The sequence below is a fragment of the Staphylococcus equorum genome, assembly GCF_001747895.1.
Taxonomy (GTDB): domain Bacteria; phylum Bacillota; class Bacilli; order Staphylococcales; family Staphylococcaceae; genus Staphylococcus; species Staphylococcus equorum_A.
On record NZ_LNNB01000009.1, the window covers coordinates 729,386 to 756,055 of the forward strand.

The following is a 26,670-nucleotide window of genomic DNA, read 5'->3' on the forward strand; positions in this document are numbered from 1 at the left end:
TTATTGTGTTTTCAATTCATCCTTTATGTCTTTCAAATCTTCATCACTTAGTTTCTTATAATTATTCCTAAACAAGTATTTCATTTAGATAAAATTTATAATTCCAGCCTTTATTTCATTATCTCGTTGCATTATTTAAAATTAAAATATACAATAAAAGTATAAAATACATTAAAAAAATTAAGGAATATAAGTTGAATTAAATAGCTGGTCGTATGTTAGTTAATGAAGGACTTAATGTTGGATAAAGATAGCTACTCTTTTCATTAATAAGCAAAATCAAGTTATTAACAATACCATTGCTTTAGTCCTGTTAAATAATGCAGCATTAATTAACAAAGTCGTATTTAATAATAACACTAGAAATTGGTATCTTTTAATCCTTATTATGAGTACATCTATGTAAAAGATAATAACAACTTTAGAGTTATTGGGAGAATTGTTCTTTAATACTCAGCATATTTTATGCTTTAGTATATATTTTAGAAGCAAAGGAGCAACTTAGAATGAAACAACATCAAGAAAAAATATCTCAATCAGAATGGGAAAAATACCAAGCATTTCAGAAGTACACAGCTAGTAAAAAAAGAAAAAATTGGCTTATTGGTTGTGGAGGATCTCTAATTTTAATTGTTTTAATTATTATTGGAATTTCAGCATGTACAGCCATTTTTGTAAATAATGATGAAAAAACAACATCTAGTGATAATAGCGATAGCGATAAAAAACAAATATATAAATTAGGAGAAACTGTTAAAAATGGAAACTTAGAAGTAACAGTTAATAATGTTGAAACTGCTAAACAGGTCGGTCCTTCTATTTTACCTACAACACCTAAAGATACTTTTATCATTGTAGATGTGAAAATTAAGAATAAAGGGAATACTGCTTTAACTATTGATAGTAATATGTTTAAGTTAAAATCAGGTAAAAAATCATTAGAAGCAGATTCTCAAGCTTCTATCTCTGCCAATCAAAGCGAAGATGGATCTATACAAAATTCTTTCTTCCTTGAACAGGTAAATCCAGATAGTATCACAGAAGGAAAAGTAGTTTTTGATGTTTCTTCTGAAATTATTAAAGCTAAAAACAATAAATTAGAAGTCTCTTCTAGTTTCTTCAGTATTAAAAGCGTAATTTTTGATTTGGGTAATATTAAAGAAATCGCAATGAATAATCAAAATGAACAGGAATTAAATAATTCAGTTATGAATATATCTAATGAAAGAAATTCACTAGTCCAAACTACCAACAATAGAACCTTAGATTCTGATATAACCTCTGATAATAACCCACGTAGTCAAGTCGAAAGTCCTACCAAAAAAGAAAACAATAGTTTTAACTCAGAACTTAACTCACAATCAGAACAAGATAAAAATAAGACTGAAGTAGATGAACGCACAGATAATTTTTATAATCAAGAACTAGATGAAATTAACACATCATGGATTGACGAAGATACTAATTTTTATGATGATTTTCCTCAGTCGAATTATGAAAAAACAGATATGCAATCAAATGAATTAGAATAATATTTAAGGGAAGTTCTTAAATCCCTATATATTTTTATTAAAAAGCACCTAGTGATTTAAATATAAAATTAAATATGCTTGAAATATTTGATATATTATAAGTAACAATTCGTGATAACCATTCCACTTCCCACTCTATAAAGTAACTCATTTCAAATTAAATCCCACTATACCAGATGTTAATTCATCTGGTATTTTTTTGGTCATTTATCGTATCCCTATATATATTTATCTTTTTAGCTCTTTGAAAAAGAACCTAAAAAAAGAACCCCGTCGCAACGGAGTTCTTTTTTGAATAATATGTAATTTATTCTCTTAGTGTCCTGGGAGGGATTCGAACCCCCGACCGATGGCTTAGAAGGCCATTGCTCTATCCAACTGAGCTACCAGGACATATTCTTTTTGAACACAAGAATAATTATATCTAACTTAGCCTAATAAAGCAATACTCCAAGCATTAAAAATAAATATGATTTTTCACTATAATAAACCTTTTATCTTATTTTCATACTTTTTTTGAAATTTAAATTAAAACAACCGCTGAAACTGCCATATTAATTATTTATTCTTTTTAATAATATATAAGAGCGCATATTCATAATGACTCGAATATGCACTAATCATATTATATACTAAATGTTTCACTATCAATTATATCGTGATTTCGATTACGGAAATTTAATTTTGCGCTTTGTTCTTCTTCATTGATCAATAGCTCTGCATAAGTTTCTTCAACTCGGCTTCGTGATTGTGAAATACTACCAGGATTGATAACATGAACGCCGCCAATATTTTCATATTTTGCTACATGTGTATGACCATAAAAAGCAAATTTACAACCTAGCGCCGTAGCCTTTTCAGCTAATTTCATTCTTGTCCGATTAACGCTATATAAATGACCATGCGTGGAGAAAGCATGAATGCCATTTTTTTCTATTTTTTCTTCATTTGGAAATTCTGGAGAAAAATCTGTATTTCCTTTCACTCTATGAAAATGACTTAGTTCACTATCATCATAAGCAAATTCAGAATCGCCTAAATGCAATGCAACATCTGCATCTTCATGATGATTGATGACATCAAAAAGCACGCCTTGTTCAGTGTGATTGTCACTGACTATAATCCATTTTGTCATTAAGCATCACCTTCTAAATAGTGTTGTAACTGCTCTATTGCTCTACCTCTATGACTTATTTCACTTTTTTCCTCAACAGTGAGCTGAGCCATTGTTTTATTCTTGTCATCTATATAAAATATCGGATCGTAACCAAATCCATTTTCTCCAATTTTATTTAATGTGATTTTTCCTTGTACTGTGCCTTTAAATTGAACTGTTTCTTCATTCGGCGTACTCATGCTAATCACACATACGAACTGTGCACTACGATCTGTTTCCCCGCCTAATTTGGAAAGCACTTTTTCTATATTAGCATCGTCATCTTTAGCTGTGCCAGCATATCGAGCCGAGTATACACCTGGCTCTCCGTTTAAAGCAAATACTTCAAGTCCACTGTCGTCTGCAATCACACGTTTGTTTAATGCTTTTGCCGCTGCTTCTGATTTTAATTTTGCATTGGCTTCAAAAGTATCACCAGTTTCTTCTACATCAAAATCTTCAATAATTTCAGAAATACCTACGACATTAAAATCTGGAAAAATAACTTTAAAATCATTTATCTTACCTTTATTATTTGATGCAATTACAATATCCTCCACTATGATGTTCCCTCTTTCTATACTTCAATTTTTTCTACTTTCGCTTCCATATTTAACCATTCTTCAATTATTCGTTCGATATGCTCTGTTTCACCAGTAGCAAAAAATCTATGCTCTGGGTGGGCTGTATAAGCAGCATGTTCATTACTAAACGTTAATAGTGCACTTACTTCACGTGCTGTCTCTAAACCAGAAGAAATCACCACTTTTTCGCCACCAAAATAATCGTTTATTGGCTGATAGAGTAACGGATAATGCGTACAACCTAATATAACAGTATCTGCATTACTATTCCTCCAATGTTTCAATGTTTGATGCACGATAATACTAGTTATTGTAGGATCTTTATAACGCATTTCTTCAACTAAAGGAACAAAGCCAGGACATGCAATACCAGAAACCTCTACATTAGGATTAATATTTTTAATATGATATCTATAAGCCTCAGATTTAATTGTACCTTCTGTACCTAAGATTAAAACATCATTATTTTTTGTTGTCATAATTGCCGTTCTCGCACCTGGCTCAATGACACCAATGACTGGAATAGCTAATAATTTTTGTAAATGTTTTAAAGCAACTGCAGTAGCAGTATTACAAGCAATAACAAGCATTTTTATATCAAATTCCATCAGCTTTTCAGCTAATTCTGTTGTGAATTTCCTAACTTCTGCGCCTTCTCTTGGGCCATAAGGGCAACGTTTAATATCACCCAAATAATAAATTGTTTCGTGTGGTAGTTGGCGCATGATTTCTTTTGCTACTGTTAATCCACCGACACCCGAGTCTATTACACCAATTGGTTTCTCCATATTCAATTACATCCTTATTCATTTGCTTGTCCTTTATTGTAGCACAGCCTTGATTTCAAAATCATTTATCAAGACTGAAATACAATATTATTTTTTGTTATACAGATATAATTATAAGATCATTAAAGATCTGACCACTAGTGGAATAATATGAATGAGAGATAAAAGACTCTAGCCATATTCCATGTCTTTTCAAAATCCGAAGATCCTTAAAATAAAAAAGACTTAACATCTGTTTTAAATAGATGTTAAGTCTTTAGTTTATATTATATGTTATTAATTGACTTGGTGATCTGAACCAAAGAATGATTTAAACATATGGAATGATGTTTCTCTATTTAATGCTGCAATCGATGTTGTTAAAGGAATACCTTTAGGACACGCATTGACACAGTTTTGAGAGTTACCACATGCTTGTAATCCACCGCCACCCATTAAGGCTTCAAGACGTTCATCTTTTGTCATTGAGCCTGTTGGATGTAAATTAAATAATCTAACTTGTGAAATTGCTTGTGCGCCAACGAAATCATTATTACTTGTAACGTTAGGACAAACTTCTAAACATACGCCACATGTCATACATTTTGATAATTCATAAGCTGTTTGACGTTTTTTCTCAGGCATACGAGGTCCAGGACCTAAATCATAAGTACCATCAATTGGAACCCAAGCTTTCATACGTTTCAAGTTATCGAACATTCTAGTACGGTCAACTTGTAAGTCACGAACAACTGGGAAGGTACTCATTGGTTCTAATTTAATAGGTTGTTCTAATTGATCAACAATTGCAGAACATGATTGTCTTGCTTGACCGTTAATCACCATTGAACAAGCACCACATACTTCTTCCAAACAGTTCATATCCCAGATAACCGGTGTTGTTTTTTCACCTTTACTGTTAATTGGGTTACGTCTGATTTCCATTAAACACGCTATAACGTTTAAGTTTTCTCTATAAGGAATTTCAAACTCTTCCTCATAAGGTTTTGATTCTTCTGTATCTTGACGTTTGATAATTAATTTGATTAATTTTTGGCTTGGTTGTTGGTTTTGTTCTTCTTGCGCTGCTGTTTCATTTACTTCTTTTGTATCTGCCATAATTATTTACCTCCTTTAGACGTCGTAGAGTAGTCTCGTTTACGAGGTGGAATTAAGCTTATATCAACATCTTCGTAAGTGAATTTAGGCGCTTCTGTTTTTCCTTGATATGTTGCTAAAGTAGTTTTTAACCATTCTTCATCATTTCTATCAGGGAATTCTGGTTTGTAATGTGCACCACGAGATTCATTTCGGTTGTATGCACCGATTGTAATTACACGGGCAAGTACAAGCATGTTCCATAATTGACGAGTGAAGAATACTGCTTGGTTACTCCAAGTTTGAGTATCTTCGATATCAATATTGTTATAACGCTCCATTAATTCTAAAATCTTTTTATCAGTTTCTAATAAAGTTTTATTTTCACGAACAACGGTTACGTTGGCTGTCATAACTTCTCCGAGCTCTCTATGCAATTTGTACGCATTTTCTGAACCTTGCATATTGAGTAATTTATCAAATTTCTCTTGTTCTTCTTTCACGCGTTTTTCAAAGATACTATCATCTAAATCAGTGTAAGAAGATTCGATATTAGAAATATATTCGATAGCATTTGGACCTGCAACTGTGCCACCATAAATTGCTGACAATAATGAGTTGGCACCTAAACGGTTACCACCATGTTGTGAATAATCACATTCACCAGCTGCGAACAAGCCTTTGATGTTTGTCATTTGGTCGTAATCTACATAAAGTCCTCCCATTGAGTAATGTACCGCTGGGAAGATTTTCATTGGAACTTTACGAGGATCATCACCTGTGAATTTCTCGTAAATCTCAATGATACCACCTAATTTTACATCTAATTCATGTGGATCTTTATGTGATAAATCAAGGTATACCATGTTTTCACCGTTGATACCTAATTTTTGGTTAACACAGACATCAAAGATTTCACGTGTAGCAATATCACGCGGAACAAGGTTACCATAATCCGGATATTTCTCTTCTAAGAAGTACCAAGGTTTACCATCTTTATAAGTCCAAATACGTCCACCTTCACCACGTGCTGACTCACTCATTAATCTGAGTTTATCATCACCTGGAATTGCTGTTGGATGGATTTGAATAAATTCACCGTTTGCATACATTGCACCTTGTTGATAAACAATTGATGCTGCTGAACCAGTATTAATCATTGAATTTGTAGTTTTACCAAAGATAATACCTGGTCCACCTGTAGCCATGATAACTGCATCAGAACCAAATGATTCAATATCAGAAGTCGTTACGTTTTGAGCAACAATACCTCTAGCCATGTTGTCATCATCTTTAACTATGCCTAAGAATTCCCAGCCTTCGTACTTAGTAACCAAACCATCTACTTCAAAACTACGAACCTGCTCATCTAAAGCGTATAGTAGCTGTTGACCAGTCGTTGCACCAGCATATGCTGTTCTGTGATGCATTGTTCCACCAAAACGTCTGAAATCTAATAAACCTTCATTCGTTCTGTTGAACATTACACCCATACGATCTAATAAATGAATAATTTGAGGTGCTGCATCTGTCATCGCTTTAACTGGCGGTTGATTTGCTAAGAAATCTCCACCATATACTGTATCGTCTAAGTGGACTGTTGGTGAATCGCCTTCACCTTTTGTATTTACTGCTCCGTTGATTCCACCTTGTGCGCACACAGAGTGTGAACGTTTAACAGGAACAAGTGAGAACAAGTCGACATGTGCGCCTTGTTCTGCTGCTTTAATTGTTGACATTAGACCGGCAAGTCCTCCACCGACAACAATAACTTTCTTCTCTGCCATAAATAGTCACTCCCCTAAATATAAATCTGAAACTTATTTTTTATCTTATAAAAACGCAAGAATAGCACTTATACCAATGTATGAAACTACGATAAATACCACTAAAGAAACCCATGTGAAAATTTGTTGCGATTTTTGTGATTGTAATACACCCCATGTTACTAAGAATGACCATAAACCATTCGCAAAGTGGAATGTAACAGCTAATAAACAGACAATATAGAACACTAACCAAAATGGGTTAGTTACGATGTCATGTACCATGTCAAAGTTGACCTCATCGCCTAACGCACGTTGAATACGTGTTTGCCATACATGAATAGCAACAAACACAAAAGTGATAACACCTGTTATACGTTGTAGTAGGAACATCCAGTTTCTAAAAGCTGAATAATGACCTACGTTCTCTTTTGCCGTAAAGGCAATATGTACACCATAAATTGCGTGATACAGAATCGGAATGTAAATCAATACAAATTCCAATACAATTAAGAAAGGTAAGGATTCAATGAATCCAGCCGCTTGGTTAAATGCATCTGCACCTTTCGTCGCTTGGTGGTTTACGAGTAAATGGAATATTAAAAATCCACCTATAGGTATGATACCAAGTAAAGAATGTAAACGTCTTAAATAGAATTGATTTTTCGAGTATGCCAAAAGGAAGTTCCCCCCTGTGAAACAGTTGATTTTTTTTGAAATTCTTTCTTAGAAATATATAAAGCGATTACATAATTTCTTTCAAAAACAAACGTACAACACTAAATTATAATATTATATATTTGTTGCAATACAATATTATGCCGTATAATTCTAAACATTTAAGTGAATCCTTAATTGAATATTACTTATTGTTTAAAAGGTTTGATTTCAAATGATAATTTTTCTCAATTAGAAAACGCTTCCACATACTTTTAAAAAAAGAATTCCTCTTATTTGCTATTGTAACACTAATTAAAAACAATTTGGGCATGAGAATGATTCTCATGCCATAAACATTTTATTTTTTATTGTGTAAGGCTTGATGTAAATTTTGGGCTACATTTTGTGGTAAGCCTGATGTTTTCAAATCATCAATACTTGCTTCTTTCATTTTCTTTATTGAACCAAACGTTCGCAATAATTTCGTTTTACGCTTAGCACCGATACCATCTACTGTATCTAATACTGATTGCAAACCTGTTTTTTGGCGTGTTTGTCTATGGAAAGTAATAGCAAATCTATGCACTTCATCTTGTATCCTTTGTAACAGATAAAATGCTTGGCTATTTTTTTTGAGCGGAACGATTTCAGCACTTTCTCCATATAATATCTCTGACGTTTGGTGCTTATCATTTTTACGAAGACCTGAAACAGGGATATCTAATCCTAATTCATTCTCGAGTACATCTATTACACCACTCATATGGCCTTTACCACCATCTACAATAATTAAATCTGGCAATGGTGTGCCTTCATTTAGGACACGTGTATAACGTCTACGTACCACTTCACGCATCGATTTATAATCATCTGGTCCATCTACTGTTTGAATTTTATATTTCCGATAGCCTTTTTTATTTGGTTTACCATCAATAAACGAGACCATAGCAGAAACTGGATTCACACCTTGTATATTAGAATTATCGAACGCTTCAATTCTAATTGGTGTTTGAATACCCATGCGGTCACCAAGCTCTTCAATTGCTTTAACTGTTCGGGACTCGTCTTTTGCGATTAACTCGAATTTATTTTCAAGCGTCACTTCAGCATTATGATTAGCTAAATCTACCAATTCTTTCTTTTTACCTTTTATAGGTTGCACAATTTTTGTATCTACAACCGAACCAACCATAGCTTTATCTAGATGTTGTGGAATGTGCACTTCTTTAGGTAACAAATGTTGATTCAAATCATAAAATTGCCCGATAAAAGTATAGAATTCTTCTTCTTCTGTTTGTTGTATTGGTATCATCGTCGCATCACGTTTAATCATATTACCTTGGCGAACGAAAAACACTTGTATACACATCCAACCTTTAGATACGCTATAGCCAAAAACATCTCTAATTGTATAATCCGATGTTGTGATTTTTTGTTTTTTAGTTAAATTATGAATATGTTGTATTAAATCTCTATATTCTTTTGCTCTTTCAAAATCCAATGTTTCACTAGCATCTTTCATATTTTGTTCTAAATTACGCAAAATCGTTTTATCTTCACCATTTAAGAAATCTGAAACCTCTTTAGTCATTTCTGCATACTTTTCTAATTCAACTGGATAGACACACGGCCCTAAACATTGACCAATGTGATAATATAAACATAATTTGTCAGGCATTTTATCACATTTTCTAAAAGGATAAATGCGATCAAGTAATTTTTTAGTCTCTTGTGCAGAATACGCATTAGGATATGGTCCAAAATACTTACCAGTGCCTTTTTTAACTGTTCTTGTAACAATTAATCGTGGGTATTTTTCTTTAGTAATTTTAATAAATGGATAACTTTTATCATCTTTTAATAAAATATTATATCTTGGTTGGTATTGTTTGATAAGGTTAAGTTCCAATAACAGTGATTCTGTCTCACTAGACGTGACAATAAATTCGAAATTTCGAATCTCTCCAACTAAACGTGTTGTCTTTGCATCGTGAGCACCAGTAAAATAAGACCTTAATCTGTTTCTTAATTTCTTCGCTTTACCGACATAAATAATTTGGTCATTACGATCTTTCATCAAATAACAACCTGGTTCAGTTGGCACAACTGTAAGTTTCTGTTTGATTTGTTCTTGATACGTCTCCACGTTAATGTCTCCTCCTTTCACTTCATATTTCCTTTAAATCTATATAATATAACGACATGAAAGTAAATATACATCATGTTTCAGTTAATAATTTTTAATCATATATACATCTCATTGTTTGAGTTTTAAATATTACCTACAATCTATTATAAATAGTACCAGCGCATTAAACAATCTATTGAAACGCTAATAAATTGAAAACTGGGACATTAAATAAATTAATGTCCCAGCTTTGCTAATGGTTTACTATAAATGTTTCTCGATTACTTCTGCTAAGTTTTCTTTAGGTTGGAAACCTACTACTTTATCTACTGGTTCGCCATCTTTAAATACGATTAAAGTTGGGATACTCATAACTTCAAATTTAGCAGCTGTTGATGGATTTTCATCTACATCAAGTTTTAAAATATTAGCTTTGCCGTCATAGTCACCAGCTAATTCTTCTAATACTGGAGCAATCATCTTACAAGGGCCACACCATGTTGCCCAAAAATCTACTAAATTTACACCTGATTTGATGTTTTCATCAAAGTTTGAATCTGTTGCTTTTACGATTGCCATAACTGCCAATCCTCCTTAAATTTCAAATGATGAAGAAATTATAACAGACTTTATAACATTCTGCATATCTCTTGCTCACGTTTATTTTAATTCAGCCACGGTAACGCCAAATCCACCTTCGCTTGGCATTCCGTTTCTATATGATGACACACTTTTATGTCGTTTTAAATGTTTTTGCACACCTTTTTGCAAAGCACCTGTTCCTTTACCATGAATAATATAAACTTGTTCATAATTACTCAACACAGCTTGGTCTAAATATTGATCCACAGCCACCATTGCTTCATCATATCGATAACCACGTAAATCGAGTTCCATTTTAATACTTTGTCGATTTTCTCGCTTAATCATCTTGGCAGGAGCTTCTTTGGTTTTCTTCGTTTTTTCTAAATCTTCTAAGGGTAATTTCATTTTTATGATACCCATCTGTACTACAGCTTCTTTATCACCAATAAGTTCTAACACTTCACCTTTTTGGCCATATGTCAGGACTTTCACTTCGTCTCCAGCCTTAATCTCGTCCCATTTTTGCTTTTGGACATTTTGTTTCAGTGACTTAGCTTCGTACTGATCTTCAAGCTGTTTCTTCTTATCGATTAATTCATGCTCTTTAACATCGGCGCCTTTTTTATCTCTAAGTTCACGTAGCTCTTTAAGAATGTCATCTGCTTCTTTCGTAGCTGATTTCACACGTTGATTTGCTTTCTCTTTGGCTTCGCTTAAAAGTTGTTTTTCATAATTCTGATATTGTGCGTACTGTTTAGCAAGTGCGTCACGCGATTCTTGTGCTTCTCTTACTAATTGATCTAATTCGATACGCTGTTCGTCAACTCGTTTAGAATTATTTTCTAATGATCCAATCATTTCATTAATCTCTTGTTCATCTTGTCCAATCATAGATTTGGCTTTTTGAATCACTTGCATATTAAGTCCTAATTTTTTAGAAATATCAAACGCGTTTGACCGTCCAGGAACGCCCATTAATAATTTATAAGTCGGACTTAATGTATTTACATCAAATTCCACACTGGCATTCATTACGCCTTCCCTATTATAGCTGTATGCTTTTAATTCAGGATAGTGTGTCGTAGCCATTACAAGTGAACCAATTTCATGTACATGATCTAATATGCTCATTGCTAAGGCGGCACCTTCACTTGGATCTGTTCCGGCGCCCAATTCATCAAATAAGATTAAACTATTTTTAGTCGCATTTTGAAGTATTTCAACAATAGTTTTCATATGTGAAGAAAACGTTGATAATGACTGTTCAATGGATTGTTCGTCCCCGATGTCACAATACACATTTTCAAAAATACTTAATTTACTGCCATCAAGTGTAGGAATTAGCATGCCTGATTGAGCCATTGCTATAATTAACCCCAGTGTCTTGAGGGTCACCGTTTTACCACCCGTATTTGGTCCTGTTATAATCACAGTTTCTATATCTTGAGCAAATTCAATCGTATTCGCAACAACAGAAGTTCTATCTAGCAACGGATGAAATGCTTTCGGTAAATAAACAGTTCTATCCTTAGTAAATTCTGGTTTCGTGCCTTTAATTGAACGTGCATAACGTGCTTTAGCTGTTAAAAAATCAATTTGACCCATAATAGATTCTGAAATCAAACAAGCGTCTGCTTCTTCAGCAACCTGTACAGTTAGTTCAGTCAATATACGTTCACGCTCTACAGCTTCATCATTACGGAAACTACTAATTTGATTACTCATTTCTACTATTGAGGAAGGTTCAATATACAATGTTTGACCAGATGCAGATTGGTCGTGCACAATCCCGTTGAAATCTTGACGATACTCTGCTTTCACTGGTATAACATTACGATCGTTACGCACTGTCACAATTGCATCAGATAGCTTTTTTTGATTGCCTTGATGCTTTACAATTTTATCTAAATTTTGTTTTATGCGTTGCGTTGTTTTAGAAATCTTACTTCTAATACCTTGTAATTCGTAACTAGCATCATCAAATAAATCATAGGCATCACATTTTTGATGTATATTTTGATACAAGTCTGATAAAACAGGTAGTTGTTCCATTCTATCGTTTAGAATTGGGTAATTAATTTCTTCTTCTTCTTCGTTCAACAAACTATTATAAAATGTTTTATATTGATTTTGTATTTGTATTAAGCGTTTAATTACATTTAATTCGCTAACATTGAGTACGCCACCAATTGTTGCTCTATGAATAAATGAAGATATTTTTGCTAAACCACTTAAACTTGGCATGCGATGCTTATTATAGATTTGAGCTATTTCATCTGTTTCATTCATTTGAAATTCGACAGTATTGAAATCAGTTGCTGGAGTCATCGCTACAACTTTTTCTTTACCTAAATCACTTATTGCTTCATTCTCTACAAGTGCTTTTATTTTGTCGAATTCCAGGACATTTAATGATTTCTGCCTCATATAATCCCTCTATTTCTTCAATTTAATATTATTTTCTATAAGCGATTTAAACGCCTCTCGTGACATCGTATTGATTACTCTGTCTTTTTTAACGAACCCTTTTTGTGCAGTCGCCACACCGTACTTCATGAATTCAAGATGATCTACATGATGGGCATCCGTATTAATAGTTAATTTAACATTCGGATGTTTTTTAACTGTTTCGGCATTTAAATCTAACCGTTTAGGGTTTGCATTAATTTCTAAAATCGTGTTTGTCTCTTCAGCAATTTTACATAATCTATCAATATCTGGTTCATAACCTGGACGTTTTCCAATAATACGACCTGTTGGATGTGCAATATGTCTGACATATGGATTGCGACATGCGTTTTCTAAGCGTTTCATAATGTCTTCCTGCGATTGGTTAAAACTTTGGTGTATTGCTGCAATGACATAATCTAATTGCGCCAACACTTCGTCATCATAGTCTAAACGACCATCAGGAAGTATGTCCATTTCAATACCTGAGTAAATATCAATTTCTTCATATTTGTTATTCAAAGCTTTGATTTCTTCATTTTGGCGTAATAGGCGCTCAACTGACAAACCATTAGCAACTTTTAAGCTTTGAGAGTGATCTGTAATCACCATAAATTGATGACCTTTAGCAATGTTTGCTTCTATCATTTCTTCAATACTGAATGCACCATCGCTATACGTCGTATGCATATGAATATCTCCATTAATGTCATCTAATTTAATAATATCTGACAGGTCTTTATCGAACTCACTTCCATCTTCACGCATTGCTGGGTCAATCCAATTCACACCGAAATGTTCATAAATTTCTTTTTCACTTTGATATTGAAGCAATTCGCCATTTGCTTGTTCGATACCATATTCACTCACTTTTTCATCATTTTCTTTAGCTAACTGACGAATACGAATATTGTGATCTTTAGAACCAGTGAAGTGCTGTAGTGTGTGATAGAAAGCTGAAGGTTCGATTAACCTGAAATCTACACCTATTGTTTCATCATCATAAGTTACTTCTAATGATACTTTTGTTTGACCAACAGCTACTTCTTTAACTTTATTAGGAATATCAAGTAATGCTTGTTGTACCTTTGTCGGTTCATTTGTACTTATAATATAGTCTAAATCTTTACTCATTTCTTTAAATCTTCTGTAACTACCCGCTACTTCGTATTGTTCAATATCTGCAATTGAGGCTAAATGTTCGTTAATTTCAATGTTTAAGCCTCTCATTTGGTCAATCGGGTATTTATCTTTTTTCGCACCAAGCGCTTTAACTGCCTCTAAGATATTTTGCTCGGTTTTTTTAGCAAAGCCGCTTAATTCACTCACTTCACCTGCTTCACAAGCTTTTTGTAATGCTTCTTTGCCATCTATATTTAATTCTTTATAAAGTTTAGCTATTTTCTTACTGCCTAATCCTTGTATTTTCAATAAAGGAATTAACCCTTCTGGCACTTCCTCTTGTAATGACGCTAAAGTCGAAGATTTCCCCTCTTGACGATATTCTTTAATTACGTCTCCTACACCTTTACCAATGCCTTTTAATTCTGTAACATCCTCAATTTGATCAAGCGGACGTTCATCTATTTCAAGGCTTTGTGCTGCTTTTCTATACGCTGAAACTTTAAATGTGTTTTCACCTTTTAATTCCATATAAGTAGCTATTTTTTCTAATAATTGAATAATATCTTTTTTTGTCATTACTTTCACTCCATAAAAAAAGGTCAAGACAGATTACTGTTATGCGTTCATCAGTAAATTGGTTATGCCCTGACCTCCTGTATTTTAAAAATCTATATATTTTACGAAAATTATGCTAACTATATGTTTAATACGAATGTCGATACATAAGGAATATGTAATAACATATATTCGGCAATCATCGAGCTTGAGAGTTGCTGTTGGATGAATTCTAATGGATAAAGTGCTGCACTATACAATAATGTTGCGCAAATAATAATTGAAGATATTATTCCCATTAGCATACCAATAAATCGACTTATTAAATTGAGCCCTTGGTATTGAATCACTTTATCAAAGACTACAATAACCCCATAGCAAAGCATTTTGGTAATTGTCGCTACGATTAAAAATGCAATAATGTGGTCGAATCGCTGTTGTAGATTATCAAATTGAAAAGCATAATTCAAATCGTAAGCCTGTGTTTTAGGAAAAGGTATAAATAATTCCAATCGTTGAGATATTTGCAAATAAAATCGTTGTGCTACCCATAATGAAAACAGCGTAGCACCTAGATGCAATGCACTTAACCATACACCTCTTCTAAACCCAATCATTCCTATGTATATAAAAACAATTACTATTAGTATATCAAAAATCATTATTCATCACTGTTTTTCAGTTGTTTTATTTCTTGTTGTAGACGATGATTTTCCTCTTCTAATTGTACTTTTTCATGCATGATATTTACCGCTGTTAATATTGCTTTTCTTGTCGTGTCTAGACCTGCACTTTTACTGCCCAATTCCTTAATCCTTTCATCGACGAGATGTGCTACATAACGGATATGCTCAGGATTGTCCTCTCCGACAATTGTATAGCGCTGATCATTTATAGTGACGTTAATCCGATTTTTAAACTCTCCCATATAATAACTCCTGACTTTTGTTTATATTTCCGAATTCATTCTCTGATTGATTCTTTTAAGTGTTTAATTTAGTAATTTATACTATTTATTACGAACCATTATACACGACAAAATATTATTTTGTAAGAGGTGTGATTTGTAATATTTGAAATATTTGTTATTCATAATATTTTTGACAATGTAAACGAAAATGCCTCTACATAAACTTTTAATAGATGGTACTTTCACAGGTAGCTCGGTTATTTATACTTGTGATATGATGTTCAGTGTCGAAATATAAATATTAGCAATCCATATAAAGTGAGGCCAAAAAAAACATGACAAATGTTGTACTTAAATTAACAAATCAAGAAATCCAGCAATTAATGTCTAAAATTCAATTTGATACATCGAATGTTTCTCAGGGAATGAAAGGCAAAACTAAATATAAAAGCACTTCAATTTCAATTTATAATTCAAATAAAGTCATGTTTCAAGGTAAAGATGCAGACAATATAGCATCCCAACTCTTACCTAATACAGCTAAACCTGCAACATCTACAACGAATTCACCCAAAAAAACTTCGAGCACTAAACAAACTATTCGATATAACAATTATCAATGTATTGGTAGTGATGAAGCAGGCAGTGGTGACTATTTCGGACCACTTACTGTGTGTGCTGCGTATGTTTCTAAGAAAAATATTCAAATATTAAAAACGCTTGGCGTCGATGATTCTAAAAAATTGACTGATGCAAAAATCATCGAATTGGCTGAACAGCTTGTGACTTTTATCCCTCATTCTTTGTTAACTATGCACAATGAAAAATATAACGAAAAACAAAAATCTGGCTGGTCACAAGTTAAAATGAAAGCAGTATTACATAACGAGGCAATCAAAAATGTAACGCAAAAGATAGATACTGATGAATTAGACTATATTGTCATTGATCAATTTGCTGAGGCGGGTGTATATAAACGCTATGCGCTAACCGACTTACCCTTCAGCACTAAAACAAAATTCGAAACAAAGGGTGAATCTAAATCTATAGCAATTGCGGCAGCCAGCATTATTTCACGTTATGCCTTTGTTAAAAATATGGATAGCCTCTCCCGTGCTGCTAAAACAGAGATTCCTAAAGGTGCTAGTAATAAAGTCGACCTTGCAGCAGCTAAAATCATTGAACGCAAAGGCATTGATTACCTAGACTCTATCACTAAAAAGCATTTTGCCAACCGTGCCAAAGCAGAAAAATTAGTACAAAAGAAACATCGTTAGCAAATAAAAATCTTGATAGTCCATTTGCGATGGTCTACCAAAATTTCATAACGAGATAAACCAATTGCCATAAAAGCATTTGGTTTATTTTTTTATAAGCATTTATCATTGAGACAATCTTTGTTCAATAATGAAATTATTATTGTTTAAATAAAGTCAGTGGTTTGTGCCGACTCTTACGGTAAAAGCGCTAGCTGAAGACTACAGGCTGAGGCTATGCTCGCGGAAAGTATGTACAAAAAACTACCAACACATAGACTTTATCGACAATCTAAAAACCTTGGCAGTCCATAATAATGGTCTACCAAGGTTTTTAATTACACTATTTTATCTAATTGTTGCACCTTCTGCTTGTAAAGCAGCTAAGATGTCTTCATGTACTGCATTTACTTTGTCATCTGTAAGTGTTTGCTCTGTATCTAAATAAGCTAAACGAATTGCAATTGATTTCTCATCTTCAGCAATATGTTCACCCTCATAAACATCAAATACTTCGGCATTTTGTAAAATGTCCCCACCATGATTTTCAATGACTTTCACTAATTTTGCTGATGGTATTGTACGGTTAATAACTAAAGCAATGTCTCTTGATACACCTGGGAATCTAGGGATAGGTTGATAATTAATATATCCAACTGTGACAGCCATCAATTTCTCATAATTTAATTCAAAAACGTATGTGCGTTTTAAGTCATGCTCTTTTTCAACTTGAGGATGCAATTCACCCACAAAGCCAATGATTTCATCGTTTAGTTTAACCATAGCTGTTCTACCAGGATGTAAACCATCAATTTCTCCAGATTCATAGTCAAATTGGATATCTAATTTTTCGGCAATGCGATCTACGATTCCTTTGACAACAAAGAAATCAATTTCTTCTTTCTTACCTTGCCAAGCATTAACTGTGTAATCACCTGTTAAGATACCACTTAAATATTCAACTTCATCTGGTAATTCACCTTCGCCATTACCAAAGAATACGCGACCTAGTTCATACAAGCGCACATTATTATTTTTACGTGCGACGTTATAAGAAACTGCATCAATTAAATGAGGTACCAAACTTTGTCGTAAAGTAGCATGCGCTTCACTCATCGGCATTAATAAATCAATTGTAGCGCGTTCTTGTAGCGCGAAATCTTGTGCTCGTTGTTTGTCTACCAATGAATAGTTAATTGCTTGGCTTAATCCAGCGCCTTCTAGTGTTGCTTTCACGACACGAGACTTACCTTGTCTATCAGTTAAAGCACCATGTGTGACTTCCTCAAACACAGGTAATGTTGATGGGATTTCGTCGTAACCATAAATACGTGCAATTTCTTCAATTAAGTCTTCTTTTATTGTAATATCTTTACGACGAGAAGGTACCATAACAGTTAAGATATCTTTATTTCTAGTTGTTTCAAAGCCTAATTGTACAAAAATCGCTTCAATTTCTTCCGCTGATAGTTCAAAACCTACTGTTTTATTTACTTTATCTATAGAAATTTCAATTGGAGTAACAAATTGACCTAAATCACCTTTTGCTACACGACCTTGTGTTACTGAACCGCCCGCATAAGTTTGAAGTAAATAACACGCTCTATCCACCGCTTCATCTACAAATTCTGTAGCAATACCTTTTTCGAAACGACTAGAAGCTTCACTTCTTAAGTTTAATCTTCTTGAAGTATGTCTAATAGAAACAGGGTCAAAAATTGCGCCTTCAATCACAACATTCGTTGTTGATTCAGTCACTTCTGAGAAATCGCCACCCATTACACCAGCAATTGCTATTGGATTTGTGCCGTTTGTAATAACGATATCACTGTCTTTCAATGTTCTTTCTTGATCATCTAGTGTAGTCATTTTTTCATCAGCATGAGCTTGACGTACTTCTATTTGACTTGAACCTATTTGATCTTTATCAAACATGTGTAGCGGTTGTCCGTATTCTAAAAGTACATAGTTTGATATATCTACGACGTTATTGATTGGACGAATACCTGCTTTGATTAAACGCATTTGCATCCACTCTGGAGATGGCGCTATTGTTAAACCATTCACTACTCTTGCACTATAATATGCAACTTTATCTTTATTTTGAATGTTCAGGCTGATTTCATCTGATGCTTGTCCAGAAACCTCTTTACTATTTGTTTCTGATTTCTTCATCGACACATTGTATAATGCTGCTGTTTCATAAGCTGTACCAATCATACTTAGTGCATCAGCTCTGTTTGGTGTTAAATCAAATTCCATCACTTGGTCATTTAAATATAACGCAGTCATAGCATCTGTACCTGGCGTCACTTCTGATGAAAAGACATAAATACCATCTTCAAATTTTTTAGGGACAAGATTGCTTGGCACACCAATTTCTTGAAGCGAACAAATCATACCCTCTGAACGTTCTCCACGTAATTTAGCACGCTTAATTTTTATGCCGCCAGGTAATCTACCACCTACTGTTGCAACAATAACTGTCTGACCAGCATCAACATTAGGCGCACCACACACGATTTGTACCGGTTCTGCTTCACCGATGTCTACTAAACAGATATTTAACTTGTCAGCATCTGGATGAGGCGCTTTAGATTGTACGTAACCGACCACTAAATTTTTAGTTTCTTTTGTATAATCTACAACATCATCTACTTCAATCCCAGTACGTGTAATTCTTTCTGCAAGTGCATTTATTGGTTCATTAATATCTACGTAACTTTCTAACCATTCTTTTGAAATAAACATTACTTTTCACCTCTATCTTCTACAGCTTTAAATTGATCTAAGAAACGTACATCATTTGTATAGAAATGACGTATATCCTCAATACCATATTTCAACATTGCAATTCGATCAGGCCCCATACCAAATGCAAAGCCAGTATATTTATTTGAATCGAAACCTGCCATTTCTAATACATTAGGATGTACCATACCAGCGCCTAGAATTTCTATCCAACCTGTTTGCTTACAAACATTACAGCCTGCACCTTCACATTTGAAACATGACACATCTACTTCTACTGAAGGTTCAGTAAATGGGAAGTAACTTGGACGTAATCTAATTTCTCTATCTTCGCCAAACAATTGTTTAGCTAATAATTCTAACGTACCTTTTAAATCGCTCATTTTAATATTTTCATCTACAACTAAACCTTCAATTTGAGTAAATTGATGACTATGCGTTGCATCATCAGAATCGCGTCGATAAACTTTACCGGGGCATAAGATTTTTACAGGACCTTGACCATTGCGTTCTTCCATCGTTCTCGCTTGCACAGGAGAAGTGTGTGTACGCATTAATATTTCATCTGTAATATAAAAGCTATCTTGCATATCTCTTGCTGGATGTGATTTAGGTAAGTTTAATGCTTCAAAGTTATAGTAATCTTTTTCTACTTCAAAACCATCAACAATTTCGTAACCTAAACCTAAGAATAAATCTTCAATCTCTTCAATCGTTCTTGTTAAAGGATGTTTAGAGCCTATTGAAATTTTACGGCCAGGTAATGTGACATCAATTTGTTCTTCTTTTAATTGTTGTTCTAATTGTTCATGAGCTAAAAGTTCTTGACGTGATTCAATTTCACCTTCAATGGCTTGTCTCACTTCATTCACTTGTTGACCATAGGCTGGTTTTTCTTCGTTTGATAAATCTTTCATATGTTTCATTAAACCAGTAACTGAACCTTTTTTACCTAAATATTTAACTTTTACGTCTTGTAATTCTTTTTCATTTTGAGCTTCATTAATATCAACTAATGCTTGCTGCTTAAGCTCAGTCATCGCTTCTGTTTGTGCCATACATAGTCCTCCTATATTAAAATCTAAATGTATAATGATTGTTTGTAAAAACGCAAAAAAAAGACTTTCATCCCTTGAAACTGGGACGAAAGCCTTCCGTGGTACCACCCAAATTTATGCCTAAGCATACACTTGTTGTCATTGATAACGGAAATGAAGTCCGACTTAAATTTCTTTAAGTAACCAAAAAGGTGAAAAAAACTAAATACAGTGGATTATCTTGCAGTCTTAGGATAATCTCCCTTAAGCAACTGTATGAAAATAGTCTACGTCTTTTTAAAGGTTAATATTTATTTTCTAATATCATTAACTATATTATATACGATAATTGATTAAAGGGTCAACCTTTCAAGTGATACATCACGATACTACCAGCTATTGCTACATTTAAGCTTTCAGCCTTGCCATATATAGGTATTGTTAAATTTTGAGTCGTTTTACTCAACAATTCAGGGTTTACACCTTCACCTTCATTACCTAAAAGTAACGCGAACTTTTCTTGGCTTTGTATTTGATTATAGGCTACTGCATTATCCAACGCAGTACCATACACTTCACCTTCAAATTCATCAATAAATTCACTTAAATCTTGTGACACAATTGGAATATGAAAGACACTGCCTTGACTCGCACGCATAACTTTATCTTGATAAGGGTCTGCTGTGCCTTTTTCAAGAACAATTAAATCTAATCCTGCAGCATCAGCGGTACGGATTAGTGTTCCTAAATTACCTGGGTCTTGAATACAGTCTATTAATAGCACTTGTTGGGCTTTCCGTGTTTCATGAACAGGTTTTTCAATCACTGCAAAGAAGCCTTGTGGCGTAACTGTACCTGATAATGCTTCAGCAACTTTTAAATTGATTTCAAATACTTCTTCAGCATAATTAATCATACCATCATCGAGTCTTTCAATATCAACGACATACAATTGTTCAATTTTTAAATTGCTCTTGTATGCCTCTTCAATCAAATGATAGCCCTCGATAAGTGCACGTCCTGTTTTATCTCTTTCACGTTTCTTTTTTAATTTAATTGCATTTTTAACTTTACTATTTTGAGCCGAAGTAATCATTTCCATAGCATAGCCTCTTTATTTTAGTATTTTTAACTTTTAAATTTATGTTTAATATTTGTACTAATATTTTTAAAAAATGTAGAAAATTGACTTTCACTTTCCACTAAAATATTATCTCCTGTATATGTTACTATATCACCTTTGACTGGTGAAGCGTTATTGAGAAATCTAACTTTCAACGTCTGAGTTGTTTTTATGTTTTTATGATTCATCACTTGAAAATGTACATGTGGTTCAGCAGCATTTCCTGAATTACCTACATTTGCGATATGTTGTCCACGCAACAACGTATCTCCTTTGTTAATTTTAAATGAATCCGGTTTGATATGTGCTATCATACTATATTCATTACGTCTGTGTTTAATAATTATATAATTACCCTCAGGATGCATTGTATTATATTCACCAGGTGTGCAATCAGGAATCCCGTCTACAATTTCTTCTACTACTCCATTTGCTGGAGCTAAAATAGGCGCATTATAACTAAAATAATTCTCACACAGCGTAGAATCACCATTATATGTAAAACCTTCAATTACTTTTACAAAATCAAAAGCATTGCGTTGGTTTTTATATCGATAGTGATGATTTAATAATTCATTTGAGCCACCAGTATGAACAAGCCAATCTTCTTGTAAAGGGATGGTATAGCTACATTTAGAGAACTTAATCAAATGTGATTGTTTGATCGGAATTAGCGCCATTCCAATAATTTCTTGATATTTATTTAAAATGACACTTGCACCTGATTCCATATTACTGTCAAACCAAATGTACTCATCTTGGCGATTTATATGTAAATGTTTATACAACCTGTTTGTTCCTCTAATACCATTATATGCACTCAACAATTTTTTGAATTCTTTATAAGAAGAAACTTCTTGAAAATAATCACTAAAATGCTCATAAAGCCAAATAGCATCACTATTTTCTATTTTATCTATAATTATTTGTGCATTCATTGTTTCCATAATTTTACACAACCTATCAGTTGAATATAAATACTATCTATCTCTAACATAAAAAATCGCTCAAAAATTATCAAGTGAATAATTAGTGAACGATTAGAATAGGCTATTATTAAGCCATTTAATTAAATGAAATTATTTTGATACAACGTCTTCGCCATTGTATGAACCACAGTTCTTACAAACGCGGTGAGATAATTTATATTCTCCACAACTTGGGCACTCTGTCATACCAGGTACTGAAATTTTGAAATGCGTACGACGTTTATTTTTTCTTGTTTTTGACGTTCTTCTTTTTGGTACTGCCATGATATATCCTCCTTATATTCAAACACTAAATAGAAATTTTCAGATTCAATAATCCATTATACTATAGATTATTAAAATCCGCTATTACTCTTCGTCATATAATTGTTGTAGTTTTTGAAGCCTAGGATCAATTTGCTTAGATTCAGATTCTTCCTTATCTTTTGCAAGCTCAACCGCTTCTTCTTCGTCAATAACTTCCCAACCATTGCCTTCACTTAACATCTGATCGCTTTCGCTTGAAAAAACACGCATTGGCTTTCCAATGATAACTAGTTCTTCAGTAATATCTTTTAGATTTATCATACCGTTTGTTGCATCATGGTAATGTTCATCTTTATCTTCGCCATTACTATACTCATCATATCCTTCTAAATCAAAAATCTCTTGAGATTTAATATCTATAGGAGTTTCTACAGGAACTAACGTACGTGCACATGGCATCGTATACGTTCCGGTTATATGCATATCTGCAATGACTTCATTTGATCTGACGGTTAATTCACCTTCAACATCAATATCAGATAGATCTATTAAATCTAATGATTTTACTAAATGATCAAAATTAACCGTTTGATGAAATTCAAATGGTTTATCTTGGAATTTTCTTAATTGTGTTATTGACCATTTCATAGGGCTTCACCTCTAACAAGCACAAAATTTATTTTAACTTTATAGACATAAGTTGTCAAGATTTTTTCTTAACACATTTACATCTGTTACAATATATATAATGAATTCTGAAAGGAAGAATTGCAAATGAAAAGCGTTGCACTAGTCACAGAATATAATCCTTTCCACAATGGTCACTTATACCATGCCCAGAAATCAAAGTCAATTACCGAAGCCGAAGTTTCTGTCGCAATTATGAGTGGAAACTTTGTAATGAGAGGCCAACCAGCAATTTATAATAAATTCACTCGAACACAAATGGCGTTAACCGCTGTCGACTTAGTTATTGAATTACCTGCCTACTCTGCTATATCTGCAGGACAGTATTTTGCAGAAACTGCAGTTCAAGTAGCAGATTATTTAAATATTAATCATTTATCATTTGGTAGTGAATCTGGTGATATAAATGCATTTCTATCACTTGCTCAAGAAATGAATAAAGTAGAAGATTCCCCACAATTTTCTGAGAAATCTAAAGAAGGTAAAAGCTACCCACGAATAATTAGTGAACTTATCTCTGATCATTCGTTACTTTCATCACCTAATAACACTTTAGGGATATCATATGTGCGTGCGATTCAAAAATGGGCACCAAGCATCCAACCTTGGACGATACCTCGAGAACAAAGCGCTCATCATGATGATTTAATTTCAAACTTTGCTTTTGCGAGTGGTACTTCGATTCGTAAATCGATTCAAACAGGTGATGAACAATGGAAAAAGGTTGTTCCTGAATCAACTCAAACACTTTATGGAGCGCCTCACGTCTCAATTGAAGACACCTTCACTTATATAAAATACGCGATTTTAAGCCAAGACGTGCAAGCTTTAGAACAAATCCACTTAATGAGTGAAGGCTTAGAACATCGTTTAATACTTTTAATCAATGAAGCGACTTCTTTTGAACATTTAATGAAATTAATTAAAACGAAGCGTTATACATATACGCATATCCAACGTTTACTTATGAACATTTTACTGAATTTCAAACAACAAGATAAACCTTCAACAATTAAAGCCGTTAGAGTATTAGGCATGACACAAAAAGGACAGCAATATTTAAAATATTTAAAAAACGCTTTTCCAGAACGTAATTATATAACTCAAGTCAATAAACAAAACGCACATTATTTTACGAATGAAATACACGCCACTCAGATTTATAATTTTCTTTCTAATAGTACCGCTACCGACTTCAATACACCTGTGATACGTGTTTAAGACAGTATATATTAACCATAAATTAAAAAGGGCTGACCGCATACCTAAAAGTATGATGTCAGCCTTAAACTAATTTTAATTATCCCTTTACCTATTTGACTAGATACAGTTCAGCGATTTTGTATACAGTCTAGAACCACTATTCAATTTGTTAAGTATCGGTTCTTTATAGTTATTTTCTAAATTTTTTGTTCAATGCTTTTTCCACATGTACTGGGACGAAGTCTGAAACATTTGCCTTATATGCAGCAACTTCTTTAACTACACTTGAACTAATAAACGAGTAATTTGTACTTGTCATCATATACATTGTTTCTACATCACTATTTAGCTTCTTATTCATTGAAGTCAGTCTCAATTCATATTCAAAGTCACTTACAGCTCTCAAACCTCTAATTATTGTCTGTGCGCCAATATCGTCACAAAAATCAACAAGTAAACCATTAAAGTGATGAACTGTAACGTTATCCAAATGTTTCACTGATTCTTTAATCAATTCTATGCGTTCTTCAATTGAAAATGTTCCTGCTTTACTACTGTTTTTTAAGACACAAATGTGAAGCTCATCAAAGCGATCAGCACTTCTATCTATAATATCTATATGCCCATATGTAATTGGATCAAAACTTCCGGGAATAACTGCTTTAGTTGTAGACATTTTAATCTCCTTTTTCTAATAACAAAGTGTCTGTCAGTCCATAATGATAACGCTTTATCACATGGAAAGGATCAGTATTAATTTTTTCGTGATGATTGAACTCACAAACGATAATACCACTTTCTTTTAATAAATTAAACTTTGCGATTTCTTCCAATGCTTCATCTATAAGTCCTTTTTCATATGGTGGGTCCAAAAAAATTACATCAAATTGAATATCACGTTTCGAAAGTGCTTTCAACGCACGGTCTGCATTGTTTTTATATACTTCAGTTTGCGATTCTATATTTAAATTTTTTAAATTTGCTTTAATCACTTTAACGGCTTTAAAATTTTGATCTACAAAGATCATTTTATCAATACCACGAGACAAACCTTCGATACCTAAAGACCCACTACCTGCATATAAATCTAAACCTATACCTGAAACTTCATGAAGACTATTAAAAATACCCTCTTTCACTTTATCCATCGTAGGTCTTGTATTGCGCCCTTCTAAACTCTCTAGCGCTTTACTTTTATATATTCCTGAAATCACTCTCATATTATTAACACTTCCATTCTTAAATCAAATTTTATATAATGCATATTGCATGTTAAGGAGGTTACAATATTGAAACAATCATTTATAAAATTAGGCGAAGGCCTCACAGACTTATTCGAATTTAACACTTTAATAGCATATAATTTCAAACGTATCGACCATATTGTGTATTTCCACACTGCTACTTTTGAAAAAAAACCTTCTTCAGTAGCAATCGTTATGCATCCTACAAGTGAAAATCACTTCCAAGCTATGTATATCATGGTTAATGCTTTAAATTATCCCTATCCTAATTCAAACAAAAAGTTTGAATTAATCAATGAGCAAGCAAGACTATACAATATAGATATCAAAGAGGTAGATGTACAACCGAGTGACACCTTCCACGACATCGATTTATATTTTAATTACTTAATCAGCGTTTTAAGACTGCAACGATGGATTCCACCATTGCAATAATTGAATAAAACGAGCCACTGTAGACTATGATTGTACTATTGTGGCTTGTTTAACTGCCCTATATTAAGTCATTAGCTAGATTGCTATGGGTTAGATACAAAAATAAAGCTTTTAAAACTTTTGAATCAAGATATTTCATGCTGTTCTTTTTCATAAACCTTTTTTAAATATTTATAAGGCGAACCTTCAATATTTTTCACATATTTGAGCTTCATTAATTTCTCAACAATTTGATCAGCTTCTTCTTCATTTATATACATTACGACATAGCGTTGTTGTCTATTTACACTTACGATATGACCAAATTTTCTTACTTGTCTTTCGTGTTTCATATGTTTTAAATAAATTATCAAACTTGTTCTAGCTATAGTGTTCATTTTTTTCA

Annotated in this window: 25 protein-coding genes and 1 tRNA gene; 4 read left to right on the plus strand and 22 right to left on the minus strand. The window is 33.2% G+C overall.

Translation table 11 applies throughout. From position 1 onward, the window contains the following. Positions 1 to 506 precede the first annotated feature (506 nt). Positions 507 to 1,532 (plus strand): DUF4352 domain-containing protein, encoded by a 1,026-nt coding sequence (locus tag AST02_RS05485; RefSeq protein WP_069816313.1) that lies wholly within the window; start codon positions 507 to 509, stop codon positions 1,530 to 1,532. A gap of 319 nt (positions 1,533 to 1,851) precedes the next feature. On the opposite strand, the gene AST02_RS05490 is transcribed toward AST02_RS05485, so the two are convergent. The 13 genes from AST02_RS05490 to zapA form a co-directional block, all read right to left on the minus strand. Beyond that, positions 1,852 to 1,925, minus strand: a tRNA-Arg gene (locus tag AST02_RS05490). A 232-nt stretch (positions 1,926 to 2,157) separates the two neighbouring features. Further along, the gene (locus tag AST02_RS05495; RefSeq protein WP_069816314.1) at positions 2,158 to 2,667 is read right to left on the minus strand and encodes a YfcE family phosphodiesterase; all 510 of its coding nucleotides are present in this window, start codon (positions 2,665 to 2,667) and stop codon (positions 2,158 to 2,160) included. After that, positions 2,667 to 3,248 (minus strand): XTP/dITP diphosphatase, encoded by a 582-nt coding sequence (locus tag AST02_RS05500; RefSeq protein ID WP_069816316.1) that lies wholly within the window; start codon positions 3,246 to 3,248, stop codon positions 2,667 to 2,669. The genes AST02_RS05495 and AST02_RS05500 overlap by 1 nt, the downstream gene beginning before the upstream one ends. 17 nt (positions 3,249 to 3,265) lie before the next feature. Beyond that, entirely contained in the window at positions 3,266 to 4,060 is a 795-nt protein-coding gene (racE, locus tag AST02_RS05505) for a glutamate racemase (RefSeq protein ID WP_069816318.1), read from the minus strand. Positions 4,061 to 4,336: 276 nt separating this feature from the next. Then, on the minus strand, positions 4,337 to 5,158 hold the full coding sequence (gene sdhB, locus AST02_RS05510; RefSeq protein ID WP_069816321.1) for a succinate dehydrogenase iron-sulfur subunit: 822 nt from the start codon (positions 5,156 to 5,158) through the stop codon (positions 4,337 to 4,339). Positions 5,159 to 5,160: 2 nt separating this feature from the next. Next, positions 5,161 to 6,924, minus strand: a complete 1,764-nt coding sequence (gene sdhA, locus AST02_RS05515) for a succinate dehydrogenase flavoprotein subunit (RefSeq protein WP_069816323.1) — start codon at positions 6,922 to 6,924, stop codon at positions 5,161 to 5,163. Positions 6,925 to 6,969: 45 nt separating this feature from the next. Then, on the minus strand, positions 6,970 to 7,581 hold the full coding sequence (locus AST02_RS05520) for a succinate dehydrogenase cytochrome b558 subunit (protein ID WP_069816325.1): 612 nt from the start codon (positions 7,579 to 7,581) through the stop codon (positions 6,970 to 6,972). Positions 7,582 to 7,921: 340 nt separating this feature from the next. Further along, positions 7,922 to 9,709 carry an excinuclease ABC subunit UvrC gene (gene uvrC / locus AST02_RS05525; RefSeq protein WP_069816327.1) on the minus strand — a complete coding sequence of 596 codons (1,788 nt, stop codon included), beginning with the start codon at positions 9,707 to 9,709 and terminating at the stop codon, positions 7,922 to 7,924. Between the two features lie 246 nt (positions 9,710 to 9,955). Further along, positions 9,956 to 10,270 carry a thioredoxin gene (gene trxA, locus AST02_RS05530; RefSeq protein WP_002507961.1) on the minus strand — a complete coding sequence of 105 codons (315 nt, stop codon included), beginning with the start codon at positions 10,268 to 10,270 and terminating at the stop codon, positions 9,956 to 9,958. A gap of 81 nt (positions 10,271 to 10,351) precedes the next feature. Next, a complete protein-coding gene (locus tag AST02_RS05535) occupies positions 10,352 to 12,703 on the minus strand; it encodes an endonuclease MutS2 (RefSeq protein WP_069816329.1) in 2,352 nt (783 codons plus the stop codon). 9 nt (positions 12,704 to 12,712) lie between these two features. After that, complete coding sequence (gene polX, locus AST02_RS05540) at positions 12,713 to 14,425, minus strand: DNA polymerase/3'-5' exonuclease PolX (protein ID WP_069816331.1); 1,713 nt, start codon at positions 14,423 to 14,425, stop codon at positions 12,713 to 12,715. 119 nt (positions 14,426 to 14,544) lie between these two features. Beyond that, positions 14,545 to 15,066 carry a CvpA family protein gene (locus tag AST02_RS05545; protein ID WP_069816333.1) on the minus strand — a complete coding sequence of 174 codons (522 nt, stop codon included), beginning with the start codon at positions 15,064 to 15,066 and terminating at the stop codon, positions 14,545 to 14,547. Then, positions 15,066 to 15,332 (minus strand): cell division protein ZapA, encoded by a 267-nt coding sequence (gene zapA / locus AST02_RS05550; protein WP_002507965.1) that lies wholly within the window; start codon positions 15,330 to 15,332, stop codon positions 15,066 to 15,068. Before zapA ends, AST02_RS05545 begins: the two co-directional genes overlap by 1 nt. Positions 15,333 to 15,649: 317 nt before the next feature. On the opposite strand from zapA, the gene rnhC reads away from it, so the two are divergent. Beyond that, on the plus strand, positions 15,650 to 16,591 hold the full coding sequence (rnhC, locus tag AST02_RS05555) for a ribonuclease HIII (protein ID WP_069816335.1): 942 nt from the start codon (positions 15,650 to 15,652) through the stop codon (positions 16,589 to 16,591). Positions 16,592 to 16,918: 327 nt separating this feature from the next. Here rnhC and pheT read toward each other — a convergent pair whose 3' ends face one another. The 6 genes from pheT to AST02_RS05585 form a co-directional block, all read right to left on the minus strand. Continuing rightward, positions 16,919 to 19,321 carry a phenylalanine--tRNA ligase subunit beta gene (gene pheT, locus AST02_RS05560; RefSeq protein WP_069816337.1) on the minus strand — a complete coding sequence of 801 codons (2,403 nt, stop codon included), beginning with the start codon at positions 19,319 to 19,321 and terminating at the stop codon, positions 16,919 to 16,921. Next, positions 19,321 to 20,379, minus strand: coding sequence for a phenylalanine--tRNA ligase subunit alpha (gene pheS / locus AST02_RS05565; RefSeq protein WP_069816339.1), 1,059 nt, complete (start codon positions 20,377 to 20,379; stop codon positions 19,321 to 19,323). The genes pheT and pheS overlap by 1 nt, the downstream gene beginning before the upstream one ends. A 340-nt stretch (positions 20,380 to 20,719) precedes the next feature. After that, on the minus strand, positions 20,720 to 21,460 hold the full coding sequence (locus tag AST02_RS05570) for a TrmH family RNA methyltransferase (protein WP_069816341.1): 741 nt from the start codon (positions 21,458 to 21,460) through the stop codon (positions 20,720 to 20,722). A 26-nt stretch (positions 21,461 to 21,486) separates the two neighbouring features. Next, a complete protein-coding gene (locus tag AST02_RS05575) occupies positions 21,487 to 22,428 on the minus strand; it encodes a M23 family metallopeptidase (RefSeq protein WP_069816343.1) in 942 nt (313 codons plus the stop codon). Positions 22,429 to 22,560: 132 nt separating this feature from the next. Further along, on the minus strand, positions 22,561 to 22,734 hold the full coding sequence (gene rpmF / locus AST02_RS05580; RefSeq protein WP_002507971.1) for a 50S ribosomal protein L32: 174 nt from the start codon (positions 22,732 to 22,734) through the stop codon (positions 22,561 to 22,563). A gap of 84 nt (positions 22,735 to 22,818) precedes the next feature. Next, on the minus strand, positions 22,819 to 23,364 hold the full coding sequence (locus AST02_RS05585; RefSeq protein ID WP_057511870.1) for a YceD family protein: 546 nt from the start codon (positions 23,362 to 23,364) through the stop codon (positions 22,819 to 22,821). Between the two features lie 126 nt (positions 23,365 to 23,490). Here AST02_RS05585 and AST02_RS05590 point away from each other — a divergent pair, with 126 nt between their 5' ends. Further along, positions 23,491 to 24,624 carry a nucleotidyltransferase gene (locus tag AST02_RS05590; protein WP_069816345.1) on the plus strand — a complete coding sequence of 378 codons (1,134 nt, stop codon included), beginning with the start codon at positions 23,491 to 23,493 and terminating at the stop codon, positions 24,622 to 24,624. 172 nt (positions 24,625 to 24,796) lie between these two features. Here the strand turns inward: AST02_RS05590 and coaD are convergent, their stop codons facing one another. Then, positions 24,797 to 25,282, minus strand: coding sequence for a pantetheine-phosphate adenylyltransferase (coaD, locus tag AST02_RS05595; RefSeq protein ID WP_002507974.1), 486 nt, complete (start codon positions 25,280 to 25,282; stop codon positions 24,797 to 24,799). A 1-nt stretch (position 25,283) separates the two neighbouring features. After that, positions 25,284 to 25,826, minus strand: coding sequence for a 16S rRNA (guanine(966)-N(2))-methyltransferase RsmD (gene rsmD, locus AST02_RS05600; RefSeq protein WP_069816347.1), 543 nt, complete (start codon positions 25,824 to 25,826; stop codon positions 25,284 to 25,286). 69 nt (positions 25,827 to 25,895) lie between these two features. Between rsmD and AST02_RS05605 the strand changes: the two genes are divergently transcribed. Beyond that, positions 25,896 to 26,285, plus strand: a complete 390-nt coding sequence (locus AST02_RS05605) for a DUF7147 family protein (RefSeq protein ID WP_069816349.1) — start codon at positions 25,896 to 25,898, stop codon at positions 26,283 to 26,285. A gap of 125 nt (positions 26,286 to 26,410) precedes the next feature. Here AST02_RS05605 and AST02_RS05610 read toward each other — a convergent pair whose 3' ends face one another. Further along, positions 26,411 to 26,662: a YlbG family protein gene (locus AST02_RS05610; protein WP_065337752.1), complete on the minus strand. Its 252-nt coding sequence runs from the start codon at positions 26,660 to 26,662 to the stop codon at positions 26,411 to 26,413. Positions 26,663 to 26,670 lie beyond the last annotated feature (8 nt).

What these genes read in the sequence shown, in the direction of transcription:
- AST02_RS05485 (WP_069816313.1), top strand. Translation starts at nt 507, where the DNA reads ATGAAACAACATCAAGAAAAAATATCTCAATCAGAATGGGAAAAATAC.
- AST02_RS05495 (WP_069816314.1), bottom strand. Translation starts at nt 2,667, where the DNA reads ATGACAAAATGGATTATAGTCAGTGACAATCACACTGAACAAGGCGTG.
- racE (WP_069816318.1), bottom strand. Translation starts at nt 4,060, where the DNA reads ATGGAGAAACCAATTGGTGTAATAGACTCGGGTGTCGGTGGATTAACA.
- sdhB (WP_069816321.1), bottom strand. Translation starts at nt 5,158, where the DNA reads ATGGCAGATACAAAAGAAGTAAATGAAACAGCAGCGCAAGAAGAACAA.
- sdhA (WP_069816323.1), bottom strand. Translation starts at nt 6,924, where the DNA reads ATGGCAGAGAAGAAAGTTATTGTTGTCGGTGGAGGACTTGCCGGTCTA.
- trxA (WP_002507961.1), bottom strand. Translation starts at nt 10,270, where the DNA reads ATGGCAATCGTAAAAGCAACAGATTCAAACTTTGATGAAAACATCAAA.
- AST02_RS05535 (WP_069816329.1), bottom strand. Translation starts at nt 12,703, where the DNA reads ATGAGGCAGAAATCATTAAATGTCCTGGAATTCGACAAAATAAAAGCA.
- polX (WP_069816331.1), bottom strand. Translation starts at nt 14,425, where the DNA reads ATGACAAAAAAAGATATTATTCAATTATTAGAAAAAATAGCTACTTAT.
- AST02_RS05545 (WP_069816333.1), bottom strand. Translation starts at nt 15,066, where the DNA reads ATGATTTTTGATATACTAATAGTAATTGTTTTTATATACATAGGAATG.
- zapA (WP_002507965.1), bottom strand. Translation starts at nt 15,332, where the DNA reads ATGGGAGAGTTTAAAAATCGGATTAACGTCACTATAAATGATCAGCGC.
- rnhC (WP_069816335.1), top strand. Translation starts at nt 15,650, where the DNA reads ATGACAAATGTTGTACTTAAATTAACAAATCAAGAAATCCAGCAATTA.
- pheT (WP_069816337.1), bottom strand. Translation starts at nt 19,321, where the DNA reads ATGTTTATTTCAAAAGAATGGTTAGAAAGTTACGTAGATATTAATGAA.
- pheS (WP_069816339.1), bottom strand. Translation starts at nt 20,379, where the DNA reads ATGGCACAAACAGAAGCGATGACTGAGCTTAAGCAGCAAGCATTAGTT.
- AST02_RS05570 (WP_069816341.1), bottom strand. Translation starts at nt 21,460, where the DNA reads ATGGAAATGATTACTTCGGCTCAAAATAGTAAAGTTAAAAATGCAATT.
- AST02_RS05575 (WP_069816343.1), bottom strand. Translation starts at nt 22,428, where the DNA reads ATGGAAACAATGAATGCACAAATAATTATAGATAAAATAGAAAATAGT.
- rpmF (WP_002507971.1), bottom strand. Translation starts at nt 22,734, where the DNA reads ATGGCAGTACCAAAAAGAAGAACGTCAAAAACAAGAAAAAATAAACGT.
- AST02_RS05585 (WP_057511870.1), bottom strand. Translation starts at nt 23,364, where the DNA reads ATGAAATGGTCAATAACACAATTAAGAAAATTCCAAGATAAACCATTT.
- AST02_RS05590 (WP_069816345.1), top strand. Translation starts at nt 23,491, where the DNA reads ATGAAAAGCGTTGCACTAGTCACAGAATATAATCCTTTCCACAATGGT.
- coaD (WP_002507974.1), bottom strand. Translation starts at nt 25,282, where the DNA reads ATGTCTACAACTAAAGCAGTTATTCCCGGAAGTTTTGATCCAATTACA.
- rsmD (WP_069816347.1), bottom strand. Translation starts at nt 25,826, where the DNA reads ATGAGAGTGATTTCAGGAATATATAAAAGTAAAGCGCTAGAGAGTTTA.
- AST02_RS05610 (WP_065337752.1), bottom strand. Translation starts at nt 26,662, where the DNA reads ATGAACACTATAGCTAGAACAAGTTTGATAATTTATTTAAAACATATG.